Genomic DNA, 16,980 nt, shown 5'->3' on the forward strand with positions numbered 1-16,980 from the left:
GACTTCGATGTCCAGGACACATGAGTGCTCACTTGCCGGCGGCTACCAACCAACCCAGGAGTCTGCCGGATGGCAGGCTCCCAGAACTGATTAGGTACACGGAACGATGAACGGATCGCCGGATCCTCTCACCCCCGAGCGGTCACGTGACACGGATTTGGTGACGCTCGGGCTGACCGACGCGCAGGCGGCGCAGGTCCGCCGCACCGCCGGTCCCAACGCCGTCCGCAGCCATCGGACCAGTCCCTTCGCGGTCCTGCTGCGTCAGCTGCGCAGCCCGCTGCTGATCCTCCTCATCGTCGCCGCGGGTGTGTCCTTCGTCGTCGGGGAGCGGACCGACTCGATCGTCATCGCTGTCATCGTGACGATGAGCATCGGCCTGGGCTTTTTCAACGAGTACCGCGCCGAGCGGGCCGTGAACGCGCTGCACGAACGGCTTCGCCACCGGGCTCTCGTTCATCGCGACGGCCGCCTGGTCTCTCGGGACGTCGCCGAACTGGTCCCCGACGACCTGGTCGAACTGCGGCCGGGCACGGTCGTGCCCGCCGACCTCCGGCTCACCGCGGCCCGTACGCTCGAGTGCGACGAGTCGGTGCTGAGCGGCGAGTCCCTTCCGGTGGCGAAGGGAGCCGGAGACACGGCGCTCATGGGCACGGTGGTCGCGTCGGGCACCGCCACCGGGCAGGTCACCGCCACGGGGGCGCGTACGGCGTTCGGGCGGATCGCGGCCGGTCTGGGGGAACGGCAGCAGCAGACCGCGTTCCAGGCCGGACTGGGCCGGTTCTCGATGCTGCTCGTACGCGTCGCCGCCGTCCTCACCGCAGGTATCTTCGTGGTGAACCTCCTTCTGCGCCGGCCCTTCCTCGACGCGCTGCTGTTCTCACTCGCGATCGCGGTCGGGATCACCCCTCAACTGCTGCCCGCCGTGGTCACCACCAGCCTCGCGACCGGAGCGCGGCGGCTGACCCGCCTGAAGGTGCTCGTCAAGCGGCTGGTCGCCATCGAGGACCTGGGCGACGTCGAGGTGCTGTTCACCGACAAGACCGGCACGCTGACCCAGGCGGACATCACGCTGCGCGAGACCGTACCGGTGGCCGGTGATCCGGGCGACACCACGCTGCTGTACGGCCTCCTGTGCACGGGGATTGGCCGGGCGGAGAGCTCCGACCCGCTGGACGCGGCGTTGTGGCGGGCGCCGGCCGCGCGAGCGCTGTCGGCCGACCGCTACCGGCGCCTCGACGACCTGCCGTTCGACCACGAACGCCGGATGGCGTCCGTCCTGGTCCAGGGCCCGGACGGCGCACGGACGGTCATCACCAAGGGAGCGCCCGAAGCCGTCTTCGCACGCTGCGGCAACGTTCCCGGCAGAGCGCGTGCCATCGCCGAGAGGCGCTTCGCGGAGGGCAGCCGCGTCATCGCGGTGGCCACCCGACCCGCGGGTGACGCTACCGGGAGCCTGACGCGAGCGGATGAGAAGGATCTGCGGCTCAGTGGGTTTCTCGTCTTCGTCGACCCGCCTAAACCGGGTGCGGCCGACGCGCTGGCGCGGCTCGCGGCGGTGGGCGTGACGGTGAAGATCGTAACTGGCGACAACCCGCTGGTGGCACGGAAGGTCTGCGCCGACCTCGGACTCGGGACCGGAGAGGTGCTCACCGGCGAGGACATCGAGGACCTCGATGAGGACCAGCTGCGCCGGGCGATCTCCCGTACGACCGTGTTCGCGCGCATCGGACCCGTACAGAAGGCGCGGATCGTCCAGGCTCAGCGGGAGCATGGCCTGGACGTCGCGTTCCTGGGCGACGGCGTCAACGACGCCCTTGCGCTGCACGCCGCCGACGTCGGCATCTCCGTCGATTCGGCCACCGACGTGGCCAAGGACGCGGCCGACGTCGTCCTGTTGGAGAAGGATCTCGGGGTCTTGGCGGACGGCATCGTCGAGGGCCGCCGGATCTTCGCCAACACGATGAAGTACGTGCTGATGAGCACGGCGAGCAACGTCGGCAACATGTTCTCCGCCGCCGCGGCGTCGGCGCTGCTGCCGTTCCTGCCGATGCTCCCCGGCCAGATCCTGCTGAACAATCTGCTCTACGACACGAGTCAGCTCGCCATTCCCACCGACGCGGTCGATGAGGAGCAGCTCGCCCGCCCCGCCCGCTTCGACCTGAGGCTGATCCGCCGCTTCATGCTCGTGTTCGGCCCGCTCAGCTCGGTGTTCGACCTCACGATGTTCTGGCTGCTGCGCGGCGTCTTCCACGCCGGACCGCCGCTGTTCCGCGCCTCATGGTTCGTGGAGTCCCTGGCGACCCAGACGCTCGTCATCTTCCTCGTACGGACCCGCCGGACACCCTTCTGGCGCAGCAGGCCCGGCGCCGTCGTGGCCTTGGCCGCCCTGGCCGTCGTCGCCGTCGGCGCGGCACTGCCGTTCACCTCGGTCGCGGCCGATCTGGGATTCTCCCGGGTTACCGGCGCGATCCTCGCCGTCACCGCCGGGATCGTCGTGGCGTATCTCGCGCTGGTCGAGCTCATCAAGACGCGGTTCTACCGAGCCCAGCCGGTACCCGGCCCCGGTCGCGGAACGGATCGACACCGGCGCCTCCACCGCCGGGCCGCCCCCTTCAGCATCCCCGCCCCGATCCACCGGTCTGGTGGCCGGCCGCCGCGAACACGGCGCCCGGCCCCGCCGGCCGAGGCCGGCATCGGCCAATAGTGCTGAGCGCCGTCGGCGCGCCGCCATAGGTCCCCGAGGGAGCCTGCGGCCGATCGCGCCGACGTCTCAGGCCGTCACCCACATCAATCAGTGCTGTCTCAGCTCAGCGAGAGCTGACCAACCGGGACGTTCCCCGATCTGAGACTCCGAACCTGGGTCAGGGTCCCGCCTCTGGCAGTGGGACGGTCCATTCCAGGACGGTGCCGGTCGGCCGGTGCGGGCTGAGAGTGAGGGTGCCGCCGAGCTGTTCAGCGCGGTGGCGCACGTTGGCCACGCCGCTTCGGCGGGTGACGGCCGGGTCGATGCCACGGCCATTGTCGATCACGCGAAGTTCCAACAGCGTGTCGGTGACCTCGGCGGCGATCTCCACGGCGGTCGCGCCGGCGTGACGCGCCACGTTGGACAGCGCTTCGCGCAACACGGCCACCAGGTGCTCAGCGTGCTCGGGCGGCACGCGGGTGTCGAGCAGGCCGGTCATGCGCAGGGCGGGGGTGAAGCCGAGGATCTGGCCGGCGCGCTCGACCTCGACGATCAACTGTGCCTGCAGACCGGCCTCACCGGAGCCGTCGTCATGCTGGTGAAGGGCGTAAATGGAGGAGCAGTGGATCAGGGATGTCACGATCACGACCGGCCTGGTCGACACCTACTCCACGCCGACCCTGCTGCGCTTGCTCACCGGTCGCCAGATCGACACGGGACAGTTCGTGACCCATCGCTTCTCCTTGAGCGAGTTCGACCGGGCGTACGAGGTGTTCTCGGCCGCCGGTGAGACGGGAGCGCTGAAGGTCGTCCTGACCCGCTGAGCGGGTCGGCCGCCGGTCGGCCGGCACACCGAAATGGAGCACCGTCGAAGACGCAGGAACATCACCCCGATCGGTTCGGGGCGTCGGCGCGGGATCGCTGCCGATCGGACGAGAGGGATGAGATCACATGTTCTACGGCGACCACATGAGCGGATGGGGGTACGGCTTCATTTCCATCGGCATGGCGCTGTTCTGGGCGGCGCTGATCGTCGGTGTCCTCCTGCTCGTGCAATACCTCGGCCTGGCCGGGCACCCGGGCGCGGCGCCGCCCCGGCCCACGCCTGAGCGGCTCCTGGCCGAACGCTTCGCCCGCGGCGAGGTCGACACGGACGAATACATCGGGCGTCTCGATGCCCTGCTTTCCGGCGGCCGACCACCCCGACCCGACGAGCCGCGCACCCATGTTCCTCGGCGACCGGCGACCCCTGGTCGAACGCCTCATCCTCGCCGAGACACCCGAGGAGCACCGATCCTCCCTCGACGCGCTGATGCCGCTGCAACGGCAGGACTTCACCGAGATCCTGTACGCCATGGACGGGCTGCCGGTGACGATCCGGCTGCTCGACCCTCCCCTGCACGAGTTCCTGCCGGACCTGACCGACCTGTCGGTCCGGGTCGCCCTCGCCGATGAGCGCGGTGAACCCGATGAGGGCCAGGCCCGGCTCCTGGGGGCCGTCCGCCGTCTGCACGAGGAGAACCCGATGCTGGGGCTGCGCGGCGTACGGCTCGGGCTGGCGGTCCCTGGACTGTTCGCAATGCAGGTACGGGCCATCGCCGAGGCGGTCGCGGCCCGCCGGTCCAGCGGCGGTGACCCACGCGCGCAGATCATGATCCCGCTCGTCGCCGACACGGCCGAGCTACGGATCATCGTGAAGCAGTCGAGGCAGGTGCTGGCGGACGTCGCCGGGGAGACCGGCGTCGACGTGGCATGCCCGATCGGCACGATGATCGAGCTGCCGCGGGCGGCGCTCACCGCAGGCCGGATCGCCGAGGAGGCGGACTTCTTCTCCTTCGGCACCAACGACCTCACCCAGACAACGTGGGGCCTGTCCCGTGACGACGTCGAAGGCGCGTTCTTCGCCTCCTACCTCGACAAGGGCATCTTCCGGACCTCGCCCTTCGAGTCGGTGGACCCGGACGGTGTCGGACGACTCGTCGAGCTGGCCGTACGGGAAGGACGGGACACCCGGCCCCACCTGGAGCTGGGCGTCTGCGGTGAGCACGGCGGCGATCCGGACTCGGTGCACTTCTTCCATCAGGTCGGACTGGACTACGTCTCCTGCTCGCCGTTCCGCGTTCCGGTGGCCAGGCTGGAGGCTGGGCGCGCCGCAGTCACGCGGAACGGCCGAGACTCCTCCTCGGACGCCCGCTGATCCCACGGCCATAGCTCGCTCTGCCGACCGATCTGGTCGGCAGAGCGGCGACCGCTGTCCCACGGGTGAGCGCGAAGATCGCGGTCACTGCAGGGAGCAGGAAATTGCCGAAGACGCCGACGCCGCGAAGTGAGGCCCAGCCTGCGGGGTCGCGTTCGGCCGACACCGCGATACGGCGGCCGTCGACGATGATGGCGGTGTCGTCGTGGCCGACCTCGCGGTCGAGTCGTACTTGAGCAGATGGGCCAGTGTGGCGGGGTCGGCGACGTCGTTGACGGCCACCAGCTCGTGCCCGCGTCGCAGGGCCAGCCGCAGGTAGTTGCGCCCGATCCGGCCGAAGCCGTTGATGCCGATCCGGATGCTCATCCGATCCTCTATTCTCTCCGTCCGCCCCGGCATCGAGCGCGGCAGTCGAGCCGCCGAGGGGCGAACGGCCCTCGACTCGAGGGCACAACGGCCTCTTTCAGATCAGCGCTGCGGTGGGAGAGGACCTTGGTCTGTGGCGCGCCGGGCGGCCGGCCGTGTGTGCTGGAGCGGTCGGTACGGAACCGGGCGCGCGCCCGCGAAGCGGGCCCGTCCGGGCGATGGTGAGGAGTGACTGATGCGGGTGGTCTCGGAGTCGCGGCTGGCGGCGGTGCTGGCGGGCCTGCCGCACCGGCCGCGTGTGGTGGCCGGTGGCAACTTCGCCACCCCCTGGCGGGCGCTGGCCGTGCTGGATGAGGCGGTCGCGGAGCACCGGCTTTTCGTGCTCAACGGCCAGGTGGGCCTGCCAGATCGGGAGGGGGTCGTGCTGGAGACCCCGTTCGTCGGCCCGGGGCAGCGCGGGCGCGCCGGCCTGCGGTACTTCCCGTGCAGGCTCTCGCTCGTGCCGCACCTGCTGAACGAGGTGTTGGTGCCCGACGTCGTGATCGTGCAGACGTCCCCGCCGGTGGACGGGACGGTGTCCCTGGGCATCGAGGTGAACGTGCTGCCGGCGGCGATCGAGGCCGCCCGGGCTCGTGGCGGGCTGGTCGTCGCACAGATCAACCCGCAGATGCCGTACACGTTCGGGGACGCGGTCGTGCCGGTCGGTGATGTCGACTTCGCGATCGAGGCAACGTGCGAACTGTCGGGGCCGGAGCGTCGCGCACCGAGCGCGGTGTCGTGCGCCATCGGAGAACGGGTCGCGGCGCTGGTGCCGGAGGAGGCGACGCTGCAGCTGGGCATCGGGGCGGTGCCGGACGCGGTGCTGGAGTCGTTGCGGTCCCGGCGTGGACTGGGCGTCTGGTCGGAGATGTTCAGCGACGGGGTGCTCGCCTTGGAGAAGGCCGGAGCGCTGTCGCCGGCGAACCCGATCACGGCGTCGTTCGCGTTCGGGTCGCGGGAGCTGTACGACTGGCTGGACCGTAACGAGCGGGTGAGGATGCTACGCACGGAGAAGACCAACGACCCGGGCCTGATCGCCCGGCAGCCGCGGCTGGTGTCGGTCAACTCGGCGTTGCAGGTCGATCTGTTCGCCCAGGCCAACGCCGCGCGTGTGCACGGGGTGATCTATTCGGGGTTCGGCGGGCAGACCGACTTCGTGGTCGGCGCGCTGCACTCTCCCGGCGGTCACGCGATCATCGCGCTGCCGTCCTGGCATCCCAAGGCGAATGTCTCCACCGTGATCCCGCGGTTGTCCGGCCCGGTCACCTCCTTACAGCACAGCTTCATCGTCAGCGAGCAGGGCACCGCCGCGATCTGGGGTCACGACGCGGTATCCCAGGCACAGCAGATCGTGGACCGGGTCGCACACCCCGACGCCCGCGACGACCTGCGCGCGGGAGGCCGAGACCTCGGCTTCCCACTGCGCTGACACCCGTGAGGCTTCTGCGAGCGGACGGTTCCTCAGGCGACACAGACGGCGTACGGTCGGGAGGTCCTTCATGGTTGGTCCAGCTACCGTCTGGTCCAAGCTTTCGGTCGCTCGTCAGGTGCGGCGCTGTGACGCCGCCTCACTGTTCGTTGCGCGGTTCACGCCTGAGCGTGTGCCTCGTCGACCGTTCGGGTGTGCGCAGACAGGTCGAGTCGGCCCCCGGCGACGTGGCGGCATTCGATGCGGATGAACCGTGTGTTCGGCAAAGGCAAGGCATTTCGCCTGGTCAAAAACCGCGGACTCGTCCAGGTGGGGGTTCATGACACAACGATGCGGTTTGTTCGCTGTCATCCGTATGGGCGAAGGTCCCGCCTCCGGCCGACATAGGGCCAGCGTGGCCATGTGCAGAAACGACAGCCCTGGTCGGTGCCGTCGGACGTCGGCTACGTTCCGTTCGAAGCAGGTCGCCGAGTCGAGCCTCACCGGACCGCCATACCACGCCCAGCGGCTGTACGGTCGTGGGCATGACCATCCCCATCAAGGTCTTCCTCCTCGATGACCACGAGGTCGTGCGGCGGGGTGTCGCCGCCCTGCTGGATTCCGAGGACGACATCACCGTCGTGGGTGAGGCCGACACCGCCGAGCGTGCGCTGGCGCGGGTGCCAGCCCTGCAACCGGACGTCGCGGTGCTGGACGTGCGGCTGCCCGACGGTGACGGCGTGTCGGTGTGCCGGGAGCTCCGCTCGCGAATGCCGGAGCTGGCGTGCCTGATGCTCACCTCGTTCTCCGATGAGGAGGCGTTGTTCGAAGCGGTGATGGCCGGCGCCTCGGGGTATGTGCTCAAGCAGATCCACGGCTCGGATCTGGTGGGCGCGGTCCGTTCGGTGGCGGCGGGCCAGTCGCTGCTCGACCCGCGCAGCACCGCGAAGATGCTGGAACGCCTGCGCCGCCCTGCCCGCCAGGATCCGCTCGCGGACCTCACCGAGCAGGAGCGCAAGATCCTCGACCTCATCGGCGACGGCCTGACCAACCGCCAGATCGGCGAACGCCTGTTCCTGGCGGAGAAGACCGTCAAGAACTACGTCTCCGGCATCTTCACCAAGCTCGGCATGCACCGCCGTACGCAGGCGGCGGCCTTCATCACTCGCCTCCGCGCGGATCGGCCTTCCGGCCTGCCGCAAGAGTAGGACCATCGTCCGCCGACACCGGGCGGTGGCCGTTCCGCTGCGAACCGCCACGCCCGGGCGCCGGCGTTCGGCTCGTCCGGGGCGTCGTTGATCGCGGGACGAAGGTCCCGCGAGGGTACGGCTTTGGCCTCTGCGGTGCCATGGGGGTTCGCGGTTGAGTGAGATCAGCCGGAAGGGATCCGGCCTCAGAAGAGGTGAAGACGATGGCCGTCACCGACCGCCGCCCCGCGACCCCCGCCCGCACGCCCGCCGGTTCCGTGCCGAGCCGGTGACCGAGCGGCCCGCCGCCCGCTACGTGTGTGATGAACGCGCCCGCCAGCACGTGCGGGTAGGTGACCAGCGTCGTGGAGTTGGTGAGCAGCTTCCCGATGCTGGTCAGCTCGGCCCGGTGGGTGACCGGGTTGATCCGGTAGCCGACCGGGTGCTGCATCCAGGAGTTCGCGGCCAGGATGAAGTACGCCGACAGGTTCGTTCCGATCGTGGCCAACCAGATCGTGGCCAGGTGCAGACGCGGCGGCAGTTTGTCCCAGCCGAAGATCCACAGGCCCAGGAAGGTCGACTCCAGGAAGAAGGCGAGCAGTCCCTCCATGGCCAGCGGCGCGCCGAACACATCGCCGACGAACCGCGAGTAGTCCGACCAGTTCATCCCGAACTGGAATTCCTGCACGATGCCGGTGACGACGCCCATCGCGAAGTTGATCAGGAACAGGGCGCCGAAGAACTTGGTCATCCGCAGATACAGCGGATCCTTCTTGACATGCCAGATCGTCTGCATCACCGCGACCAGGGCCGACAGGCCGATGGTCAGCGGCACGAAGATGAAGTGGTAGACGGTCGTGATCCCGAACTGCCAGTCGTGATCCCGAACTGCCATCGGGCCACATCGAGCGCGTTCACATGGTCTCCGGCATGGGATCTATCTGCGGTCAGGGCTCTTGTCGGGTGATGTCGGCGATGGGGCGCCGTACGCCGCCGCGGCGGCCCTCGGCGCGGCCGAGCCGCATCAGAATCTGGGGAAAGGCGCCACCGCAGAACCGGGAGCGGATCAGAGCCCTCAGCTCACCGATCTCCAGTGCCTGGGTGTGGAAGGCGGCGGAGACGTCGTCCTCAGCGGCGCACAGCAGGATCCGCTGCAGGGCCATGCCGGCCGTGAGCCGGTCGGCCGGGGTGTCGCGGGAGGTCATCAGCATCAGGACCGTGCCGGTCACCGAGCCGGTCAGGTCGTCGGGCTCGTCGCCGGCGTGGGCCCAGCCCATCCCGCGCGCGAAGTCGCGTGCGGCGAAGTACGGGTCGGTGTGCACAGGCTCGCGCGGATAAGCGCCGGGATCCACACCGTCCTGCCGGTGCCTGCCGGGAGCGGGCGCCCAGCGAGCGACCTCGGCGACGTACGCCGGGTCGAGTCGCTGGATCTGCTCGCCGGCCTCCGACAGCGCCGCCAAGGCCAGCTTGGCGCGTGGATCGGCGACGAGACGGAGTGTGGCGCCCTCGTGCCGTGCCTGCGCGTACAGCCTCGACGACAGGGCGGTTGGGAGCGGGTCCGGGGCGAACCCGCCGCGGTGGCTGCGGCGGGTCGTGATCTGCTCGAACATCCGCTCCTCGACGGTGGTCGGCGGACGTTGCCCGCTCAGGTCCACATCGGCGAGCAGGCCCGGTCGCTGCGGATCGGGCAGCAGCCGAACCGCGGGCACGTGGCCGAGATGGCGGGCGGCCAGCCGGAGGTTGAACAGCGCGGCACCGCAACTGATGAGCATCTCGCGGCCATCCGGATCGGCCGTCTCCAGCCGCCGGTCGAGGTCGGCGTGCACGCTCAGCCGCGATCCGCGTACGCCGAACCACCACGGCTGGGTGTTGTGCACCGACGGCGCCCACGAGGCGGCCTCGATGAGCACGGTGGCGATGTCGTCCTGTGTCCTCATCATCATCTCCCTGCCTTCGGGTCCTTGGGCCGGCGACGGCGCGGGCACTGCGGCCGCGTCCGGTGTTTCGGTTACTTCAGGATCGGGAGGCGGCGGACCAGGCGGGTCTCGGCCCACCGGCGGCCAAGGCCGAGGGTGTCGCCGGCGCCGGCCAGTGCGAGGCCGATGATGAGCAGCGCGTAGATGAGGTGGTCGTCCATGAAGACGTTGTTGGCCGGGGGAAGGACGACGCTCCACATCATCACGAGCATGACCGCGCCCGCTGCGGCGGCGACACGCATGCCGATGCCCAGCAGCAGCGCCGCGCCGATGCCGGCGAGGCCGAGCATGAACAGCCAGTCGGCCCACGCCGCTCCGGCGATGTGGTGGTAGAAGCCCTTGAAGGGTCCGGCCGCGGAGAACTTCAAGAAGCCCGTCGTCGGGTGGCCCCCGTGAATCCAGGCCTGCTTGGCGGTGGTCTCGTGGCCGAGCCCGAACAGCTTGTCCACGAACGCCCACATGAAGACGAATCCCAGCGAGAGCCGGGCGAGGGCCCAGACGTACCGGGCGGCCGAGGAGATGGGGAGTGGCACGTCCTGGGCCGGGCGGACGCGGCGGCGGAGGTGGAGCCTGCGGTCGGCGATTGCCATGGGTCTCACTCCTTCGGCGTGCCGGAGCGTTTCCGGCTGCCTTCACCTAACGCCACGCGCCAGGGCCGGCCGCAGAGGCGAAGGCACGCGTGCGAGCGGGACTTTCGTCCCCCGCGTGAGAACAGGCGAGTACCGGCAGGCCAAGGTGAGGCGGGTGACGACGTTCAGCCCCCGGGTCGGCTTCGTCACGGCTCGTCGGCCGTCGATCGGTCGTCAGGTCTCGGCCTGAGCGACAGGCCCGTCCACCGGATCGGCGTGCGCCGCCAGGTCGAACCGCCCTCCGGCGACGTACTGGCACGAGATGCGGACGAACTGCGCGTTCGGTGCCTGCACCCATGGCCGGAGCGGCAGCCGGTTCGCGTACGCGACGTCGACGGTGGCGCCCAGCAACTGTGTCCGCCCGGTGACGGTCACCCACCAGCCGTTCCCGGTCTCGGAGTCAACGTGGTCGACTTCGAAGGCCGCCACGGTCCCGCGCAGGGCCGCGGCCAGCGTGGAACCGGATCCGGTGTGGATGATGACCGCGTCGCCATCGACGACGAAGTTCACCGGTGTGACCGCCGGCAGCGCCTGGTCGGTATAGACCACCCGGCCGATCGGCACGGTTCTCATCAAGGTGAGGCACTGCGCACGGCCAAAGACCGGGAGCTCGCCCGCATCGGCGTCCATGGCTCAACGATGCCGTTCGTTTCGTGCGGTCCGTACGGACGAAGGTCCCGTCTCGACCGCTAAATTGCGCGAAGCGCCGGACGCCACCGGTGCCCGCGCGTCCGCCGGACCGCGCGCACGGCGTCGGTCACCGTTCCTTTCGGTTCAGCGGTACGCGCCAGTCCAGGATGGTGCCGCCGCCCTCGCGGGCACCGACGTGGAAGATGCCGCCCAGGCGTTCGGCTCGATCGGCCATGTTGGCCAGACCGCTGCGTCGATCCGGCTCCCCGGGGATGCCGACGCCGTTGTCGGTGACGTGCAGCCGCAGGTCGGACCCGGCGACGACGCTGACCTCGACGCGGCTCGCGTGAGCGTGGCGGGCGACGTTGGTCAAGGCCTCTTGGACAACGGCGAGCAGGTTTTCGCCGGTCGCGTCATCGACGGTCAGATCGATCGGTCCGTCCAAGCGTACGGCGGGGGCGAACCCCAGGCTTTCGGTCACGCCGTCGATGACCTCATGCAGCCGTGAGCGCAACCTCGGTGGTTCGCCAGGGGGCGCCTGCAACGCGAAGATCGTCGAGCGGATCTGCCGGATGGTGTCGTCCAGGTCGTCGACCGCGCGCTGGACCCGCGCCGCCACGTCGGGTTTCTGTGTGATCTTGATGGCGCTCATCAGCGTCATGGCGGTCGCGAACAGTCGTTGGATGACGGTGTCGTGCAGGTCCTTGGCGATGCGGTCGCGGTCTTCCAGCACGACGAGCCGTTCGGCGTCGCGGCGTCGCTCGGCCAGTTCGAGTGCGATCGCGGCTTGGGCGGCGAAGGCCTCCAGCAGCCGCCGCATCGACTCACCGAGCAGGACATGATCGGCGATGTTCGCGACCGACAGCACGCCGTGGGCGGCCGCTCCGGCTCCCAGCGGCACCGAGAGCGCCGTCCCCAGCCGTACGCCGGGCTCCGACGGCGCGGCTTCGTCGACCTGTGCCACCGTCTGTGACGATCCGCTGGTGAAGACCTTGTCGGCGATGGACTGATCGAACGGCACCCGATCCAGCAACCTGACATCCCGGGCATCGGACGCCCGCACCACCAGGTCGCCCCCCGAGCCGTCGGCCAGGGACACGGTCGCCAGGTCGGCGTCGCAGATCTCTCGGGCACGCTGCACTACCAGGTCCAGGACATCGGCGGGATCGGTGCCGGACAACAGGGCCGTCGAGACCTCCGCGGATGCCTGCAGCCAGCGTTCGCGGCCGCGAGCCTCCTGGTAGAGACGGGCATTCTCGATCGCCACGGCCGCGGCGGTCGCCAGCGCCAGCACGACCTTCTCATCCTCATCGTCGAACTCCACACCACCGGCTTTTTCGGTCAGATACAGATTCCCGAAGATCTCCTCCCGCACCCGAATCGGAACGCCGAGGAACCGCCGCATCGGTGGATGGTTCGCCGGAAACCCGTACGACTCGGGGTGCATGGAAAGGTCGGCGAGCCGGATCGGCCGCGGATCCTTGATCAACAACCCGAGGATGCCCAGCCCATGAGGCCAATGCTCGAGGGCGTCGATCTCCTCCTGGCTCACGCCGGTGGTGATGAACTGGTCCAGCCGCTCACCCTCTCCGACCACGCCCAGCGCCCCGTACCGGGCGTCCACCAACGTGATCGCGGCCTCGACGATGCGTCGCAGCATGGCGTCCAGCTCCAGATCGCTGCCGATCGACACGATCGCCTCGAGCAACGTGTGCACGCGATCGCGGGTCGCCAGGATGTCGTTGATCCGGCCCTGCAGTTCGGTGAGCAGGTCATCGAGCCGCAGCTGGGGTATGACCGGAGGCGTACGCTCATCACTCGGCAGGCCTTCGAAGGACACCGATCCAGATCCTTTCGGATGCGTTGGGGGCCTCTATCATCGCCTGACCGCCCGTACCGGGCCAACGGTTGTACCGTCTGGGCATGACCACCCCCATTAAGGTCTTCCTCCTTGATGACCACGAGGTCGTACGACGGGGCGTCGCCGCCCTGCTCGAGTCCGAGTCCGACATCACCGTCGTCGGCGAGGCCGACACCGCCGAGCGCGCACTGGCCCGCATCCCGGCGCTCAAGCCCGACGTCGCAGTGCTGGACGTGCGACTCCCCGACGGCGACGGCGTGACGGTCTGCCGTGAACTCCGCTCGCGGATGCCCGAGCTGGCGTGCTTGATGCTCACCTCCTTCACCGACGAAGAAGCGCTGTTCGACGCGGTGATGGCGGGCGCCTCGGGATACGTACTCAAGCAGATCCACGGCTCGGACCTGGTAGGCGCGGTCCGCACCGTCGCGGCCGGCCAATCGCTGCTCGACCCGCGCAGCACCGCGCAGATGCTCGAACGCCTCCGCCAGCGTTCCGGCAAGAACCCCCTCGCGGACCTCACCGAGCAGGAACGCAACATCCTCGAGCTCATCGGCGACGGGCTGACCAACCGCCAGATCGGCGAACAGCTGTACCTGGCGGAAAAGACCGTCAAGAACTACGTCTCCAGCATCTTCGCCAAGCTCGGCATGCATCGCCGTACGCAGGCTGCTGCCTTGATCACCCGGCTTCGCACGGAGCAGGCACGCGGCACCACTCATGACTGATCCCCGCTCGCCGGTCCGTGAACGCGAAGCTCGTCGCGTGAAACGCCGGGGCTAAACCGATGCCGCACAGTCCCGTAGTGGTTGTCGTGGTGGAAGCAGACGGCGGGCATGTGAAGAGATGGGTCGTATCTCGACCCCGGGCGTGTCCCGGCTCCTGGCGTGGCCCGCGCCTCCTCACACGCCGTCGGCGCTCCTGCGAGGGCGAGAGGCCATCAGCGTCGCGGAATGGTCCGGGACGTAGGTCTGCAGACCGCGTGGCATGCGTTCGTAGCCGGTGGCGGGCGGGCGTGGCGGCAGCTGCAGCGGTGCTGCAACCGCCGGAGCTCTGGCTCATAGATCGCGCGAGACAGCCGCCCGCCCTTGCCGCTCTTGCCCATGAACGACTCCCGCCTGCCCACGCGCCGACGTCAGCGCCTTGGCCGCCTCCACCACACCGTAGGAGATGGCGGCCACGACGGTGACCCGCAGCCACGCGGCCCCACCGAGCGGCACCGACCCGAACAGCGTATTGGCGACCGGCAGGTAGGTGTAGAGCAGCTGCAGACCCACCAGCACCAGCACGGCCGCGGCGATCGTGGGATTGCGGCGCACTCCCGACCACAGCAGCGGACGGTCCAGCGACAGGCAGTTGAACAGGTACGTCGTGAGCGTCAGCGCGAACACGTTGACGACGACCGTGCGCGCCTCGGCGATCGGCAGGCCATGCGCCCGCTCCCAGTGGGACAGCCCGAACGCGCCGGCGAGCAGTATGGCCGAGACCAGCAGGACACGCCCGGCGAGTATCGCGGTGAGTAGCGGCCGGGACGGATCGCGGGGCGCGCGGCGCATCGCGTCGGGGTCGGCGGGCTCGACCGCGAACGGCAGCCCGAGCACGAGCACGGCCGTCATGTTCAGCCATAGCACCTGGACCGGCTCGATCGGCAATGTCACCCCGGTGACGATCGCGGCGACCAGGACGAGCCCCAGGCCGACGTTGGCGGGCAGCGCCCACACGATGAACCTGATGAGGTTGTCGAAGACACCACGTCCCTCCTCGACGGCCGCCTCGATCGAGGCGAAGTCGTCGTCGGTGAGAACCATGTCCGCGGCCTCCTTGGCGACCTCGGTCCCGCCCAGCCCCATGGCCACCCCGATGTCGGCCTGTTTGAGGGCGGGGGCGTCGTTGACGCCGTCACCGGTCATCGCGATCACGTGCCCGCGGCCTTGCAGGGCCCGTACCAGACGCAGTTTCTGCTCTGGGGAGACCCGCGCGAAGATCGTTGCCTGTTCGGCTGCCGCACCGAGCCGGTCGTCGGGACACCCGACCAGCTCCGCGCCGGTCATGAGCGCACCGTCCAGGCCGATCCGGGCGGCGACGGCCGCCGCAGTCGCCGGATGATCCCCAGTGATCATCTTAACGCTGATTCCGGCGTCCCGGCAGGTCCGCACGGCCGCAGCCGAGGCGGCCCGCGGCGGGTCGGACATCCCCTGCGATCCGAGGAACGTCAGCAGAGACAGCGTCCCCTCGGGCATCGCGGACATTCCCGGCGGTACCTGCGCGCGGGCGAACGCCAGTACCCGCAGGCCGTCCCGTCCCAGATCGGCGGCCGCCTCCAGCGCGGCGTGCCGGTCGAGGGGCACGAGCCGGCCGGTGCGGTCCATCTGGGTGGCGCACAGTTCCAACACCTCTTCGATCGACCCTTTGACGTAGATGACACCGGGGTGGAGCGTGGCCATGTAGCGGCGTTCGGCGGTGAACGGCATGGTGTCCAGGCGGGGCGGCGCGGCGGTCAGGCCCGCCGCCTTCGCACCGGCCAGCAACGCTGCCTCCGTCGGATCCCCGGTGATCTCTCCGCCCGGCAGGATCTGCGCGTCGTTGCACGCCAGGCCCGCCACCAGGCACTCCCGCAACGCCACGTTCCTCTCCAGGTCACCGGCAAGGCCGCTGCCGTCCCGGCCGGTCAGGTCATAGGTGCCGGCACCGGCGAGGACCGTGCTCACCGTCATCCGGTTCTCCGTCAGCGTCCCGGTCTTGTCGGTGCAGATGACGGTCGCGCCACCGAGTGTTTCGACCGCCGGCAGCCGGCGGACGATGACGTTGCGGCCGGCCATCCGGGCCACCCCGAACGCCAGCACGATCGTCACCATCGCCGGCAGGCCCTCTGGTATCGCCCCGACGGCCAACGCGACCGCCGCCGTGAGCATCTCGGCCGCGGACTGCCCGCGGGCCAGCCCCACCGCGAACGTCACCGCGCCCAAGACCACGACGGCGACCGTGACGACCCTGCTGAACCTGGCGATCTGGCGAGCCAGCGGCGTCTGCCGCGTGACGGTCCGCGCCACCAGCCGATGGATGAGCCCGAGCTCGGTCCGCGCTCCGGTCGCCGTGACCACCCCCGTCCCGGACCCGTACGTCACCAGGGTTCCCGAGTGGGCCATGTTCCCCCGGTCCGCGAGCGGGGTATCCGGCGGCAGCGGCGCCGGATCCTTGCCGGCCGGCGCCGACTCGCCGGTCAGCGCCGACTCGTCAATGCGCAGCCCACAGGTCCGTAGGAGACGCATGTCGGCGGGGACCCGGTCACCGGCCTCCAGGACGACCAGGTCACCGGGGACCACTGCGGAGGAGGGAACCGGCAGCCGCCTGCCCTCCCGTACGACGGTAGCGACGCTCTCGCTCATCGCCGCCAGAGCGGCCAGGGCGCCTTCGGCCCGTGACTCCTGGGCGAACCCGATCACGGCGTTCACCAGCACGACGGCGAGGATCACTCCGGCGTCGATACGTTCACCCACCAGGGCCGCGGCGACCGCCGACACCAGCAACACGTAGATCAGCGGGCTGTGCAGCTGCAGCACGAACCGGACGAACCCGCCGTGGGATCGCGCCGCGGGCAGAATGTTGAGTCCCCAGCGCGCGAGCCGCGCCGCCGCCTCCGCTTCACTCAGACCGGTCTGCGCGTCACCGTCCAGGGCCATGGCCGCGTCGGCGGCCGAGAGTTCCCACGGCTGGCAGCGGGCATCGCCCCTCAGCGTCGATGTCATGCCCTGAAGATCCACCATGGGGGTGTCCGGCAGGAGGGCCGAAGGTCCCGCCGGGACGGGCCATCATTCCGCGGCCCATCGCACGGTCGGTCCCTCAGTCCGGCGTCGGCCGCGGGCGATGCCGCCAGACGTACTCGGCGCCGTGCGGCCGCACGGCGCTCAGCGTCCGGACCGCCGACTTTTCCACCGGCCCGCCGTGTCCACCGTGACGGCCTGCGGCCACGAATCCGCCACCTCGGCCATGCGGGCCGCGATCAC

The 16,980-nt window shown here is 69.8% G+C and carries 11 protein-coding genes and 3 pseudogenes; 6 read left to right on the forward strand and 8 right to left on the reverse strand.

Features of this window, described 5'->3' with window-relative positions; all coding sequences use genetic code 11:
* Positions 1–160 precede the first annotated feature (160 nt).
* On the forward strand, positions 161–2,707 hold the full coding sequence (gene mgtA / locus AB0I04_RS42695; RefSeq protein ID WP_360898283.1) for a magnesium-translocating P-type ATPase: 2,547 nt from the start codon (positions 161–163) through the stop codon (positions 2,705–2,707).
* 157 nt (positions 2,708–2,864) lie between these two features.
* Here the strand turns inward: mgtA and AB0I04_RS42700 are convergent, their stop codons facing one another.
* The gene (locus AB0I04_RS42700; RefSeq protein ID WP_360898285.1) at positions 2,865–3,326 is read right to left on the reverse strand and encodes an ATP-binding protein; all 462 of its coding nucleotides are present in this window, start codon (positions 3,324–3,326) and stop codon (positions 2,865–2,867) included.
* Between AB0I04_RS42700 and AB0I04_RS42705 the strand changes: the two genes are divergently transcribed.
* On the forward strand, positions 3,298–3,510 hold the full coding sequence (locus tag AB0I04_RS42705; protein ID WP_360898287.1) for a hypothetical protein: 213 nt from the start codon (positions 3,298–3,300) through the stop codon (positions 3,508–3,510). The genes AB0I04_RS42700 and AB0I04_RS42705 overlap by 29 nt on opposite strands.
* A 401-nt stretch (positions 3,511–3,911) precedes the next feature.
* Positions 3,912–4,883 (forward strand): annotated as a pseudogene (locus AB0I04_RS42710) (putative PEP-binding protein); the annotation flags it as partial.
* A gap of 142 nt (positions 4,884–5,025) precedes the next feature.
* Here AB0I04_RS42710 and AB0I04_RS42715 read toward each other — a convergent pair.
* Positions 5,026–5,249: pseudogene (locus AB0I04_RS42715) on the reverse strand (glyceraldehyde 3-phosphate dehydrogenase NAD-binding domain-containing protein); the annotation flags it as partial.
* Positions 5,250–5,484: 235 nt separating this feature from the next.
* Between AB0I04_RS42715 and AB0I04_RS42720 the strand changes: the two are divergent.
* Positions 5,485–6,717, forward strand: a complete 1,233-nt coding sequence (locus AB0I04_RS42720) for an acetyl-CoA hydrolase/transferase C-terminal domain-containing protein (protein ID WP_360898289.1) — start codon at positions 5,485–5,487, stop codon at positions 6,715–6,717.
* Positions 6,718–7,241: 524 nt separating this feature from the next.
* Entirely contained in the window at positions 7,242–7,904 is a 663-nt protein-coding gene (locus AB0I04_RS42725) for a response regulator transcription factor (RefSeq protein WP_360898291.1), read from the forward strand.
* Positions 7,905–8,202: 298 nt separating this feature from the next.
* Here AB0I04_RS42725 and AB0I04_RS42730 read toward each other — a convergent pair.
* The 5 genes and pseudogenes from AB0I04_RS42730 to AB0I04_RS42750 all read right to left on the reverse strand — a co-directional run.
* Positions 8,203–8,778: pseudogene (locus AB0I04_RS42730) on the reverse strand (cytochrome ubiquinol oxidase subunit I); the annotation flags it as partial.
* A gap of 52 nt (positions 8,779–8,830) precedes the next feature.
* A complete protein-coding gene (locus tag AB0I04_RS42735; protein ID WP_360898293.1) occupies positions 8,831–9,820 on the reverse strand; it encodes a hypothetical protein in 990 nt (329 codons plus the stop codon).
* A 71-nt stretch (positions 9,821–9,891) separates the two neighbouring features.
* On the reverse strand, positions 9,892–10,449 hold the full coding sequence (locus AB0I04_RS42740) for a hypothetical protein (protein ID WP_360898295.1): 558 nt from the start codon (positions 10,447–10,449) through the stop codon (positions 9,892–9,894).
* Between the two features lie 213 nt (positions 10,450–10,662).
* Entirely contained in the window at positions 10,663–11,118 is a 456-nt protein-coding gene (locus tag AB0I04_RS42745; RefSeq protein ID WP_360898297.1) for a pyridoxamine 5'-phosphate oxidase family protein, read from the reverse strand.
* A gap of 127 nt (positions 11,119–11,245) precedes the next feature.
* Positions 11,246–12,958, reverse strand: coding sequence for a GAF domain-containing sensor histidine kinase (locus tag AB0I04_RS42750; protein WP_360898299.1), 1,713 nt, complete (start codon positions 12,956–12,958; stop codon positions 11,246–11,248).
* 83 nt (positions 12,959–13,041) lie between these two features.
* Here AB0I04_RS42750 and AB0I04_RS42755 point away from each other — a divergent pair, with 83 nt between their 5' ends.
* On the forward strand, positions 13,042–13,704 hold the full coding sequence (locus AB0I04_RS42755; protein ID WP_360898301.1) for a response regulator transcription factor: 663 nt from the start codon (positions 13,042–13,044) through the stop codon (positions 13,702–13,704).
* Between the two features lie 330 nt (positions 13,705–14,034).
* On the opposite strand, the gene AB0I04_RS42760 is transcribed toward AB0I04_RS42755, so the two are convergent.
* Complete coding sequence (locus tag AB0I04_RS42760; protein ID WP_360898303.1) at positions 14,035–16,722, reverse strand: HAD-IC family P-type ATPase; 2,688 nt, start codon at positions 16,720–16,722, stop codon at positions 14,035–14,037.
* Between the last annotated feature and the right edge of the window lie 258 nt (positions 16,723–16,980).

Origin of the sequence: Actinoallomurus sp. NPDC050550, from assembly GCF_040655075.1 — a bacterium.
Lineage (GTDB): Bacteria > Actinomycetota > Actinomycetes > Streptosporangiales > Streptosporangiaceae > Actinoallomurus.

Excerpts from the sequence above, each read along its gene's own strand:
- AB0I04_RS42735 (WP_360898293.1), bottom strand. The coding sequence starts at position 9,820 with ATGAGGACACAGGACGACATCGCCACCGTGCTCATCGAGGCCGCCTCG.
- AB0I04_RS42740 (WP_360898295.1), bottom strand. The coding sequence starts at position 10,449 with ATGGCAATCGCCGACCGCAGGCTCCACCTCCGCCGCCGCGTCCGCCCG.
- AB0I04_RS42760 (WP_360898303.1), bottom strand. The coding sequence starts at position 16,722 with ATGACATCGACGCTGAGGGGCGATGCCCGCTGCCAGCCGTGGGAACTC.
- AB0I04_RS42755 (WP_360898301.1), top strand. The coding sequence starts at position 13,042 with ATGACCACCCCCATTAAGGTCTTCCTCCTTGATGACCACGAGGTCGTA.
- AB0I04_RS42745 (WP_360898297.1), bottom strand. The coding sequence starts at position 11,118 with ATGGACGCCGATGCGGGCGAGCTCCCGGTCTTTGGCCGTGCGCAGTGC.
- AB0I04_RS42725 (WP_360898291.1), top strand. The coding sequence starts at position 7,242 with ATGACCATCCCCATCAAGGTCTTCCTCCTCGATGACCACGAGGTCGTG.
- AB0I04_RS42720 (WP_360898289.1), top strand. The coding sequence starts at position 5,485 with ATGCGGGTGGTCTCGGAGTCGCGGCTGGCGGCGGTGCTGGCGGGCCTG.
- AB0I04_RS42705 (WP_360898287.1), top strand. The coding sequence starts at position 3,298 with ATGGAGGAGCAGTGGATCAGGGATGTCACGATCACGACCGGCCTGGTC.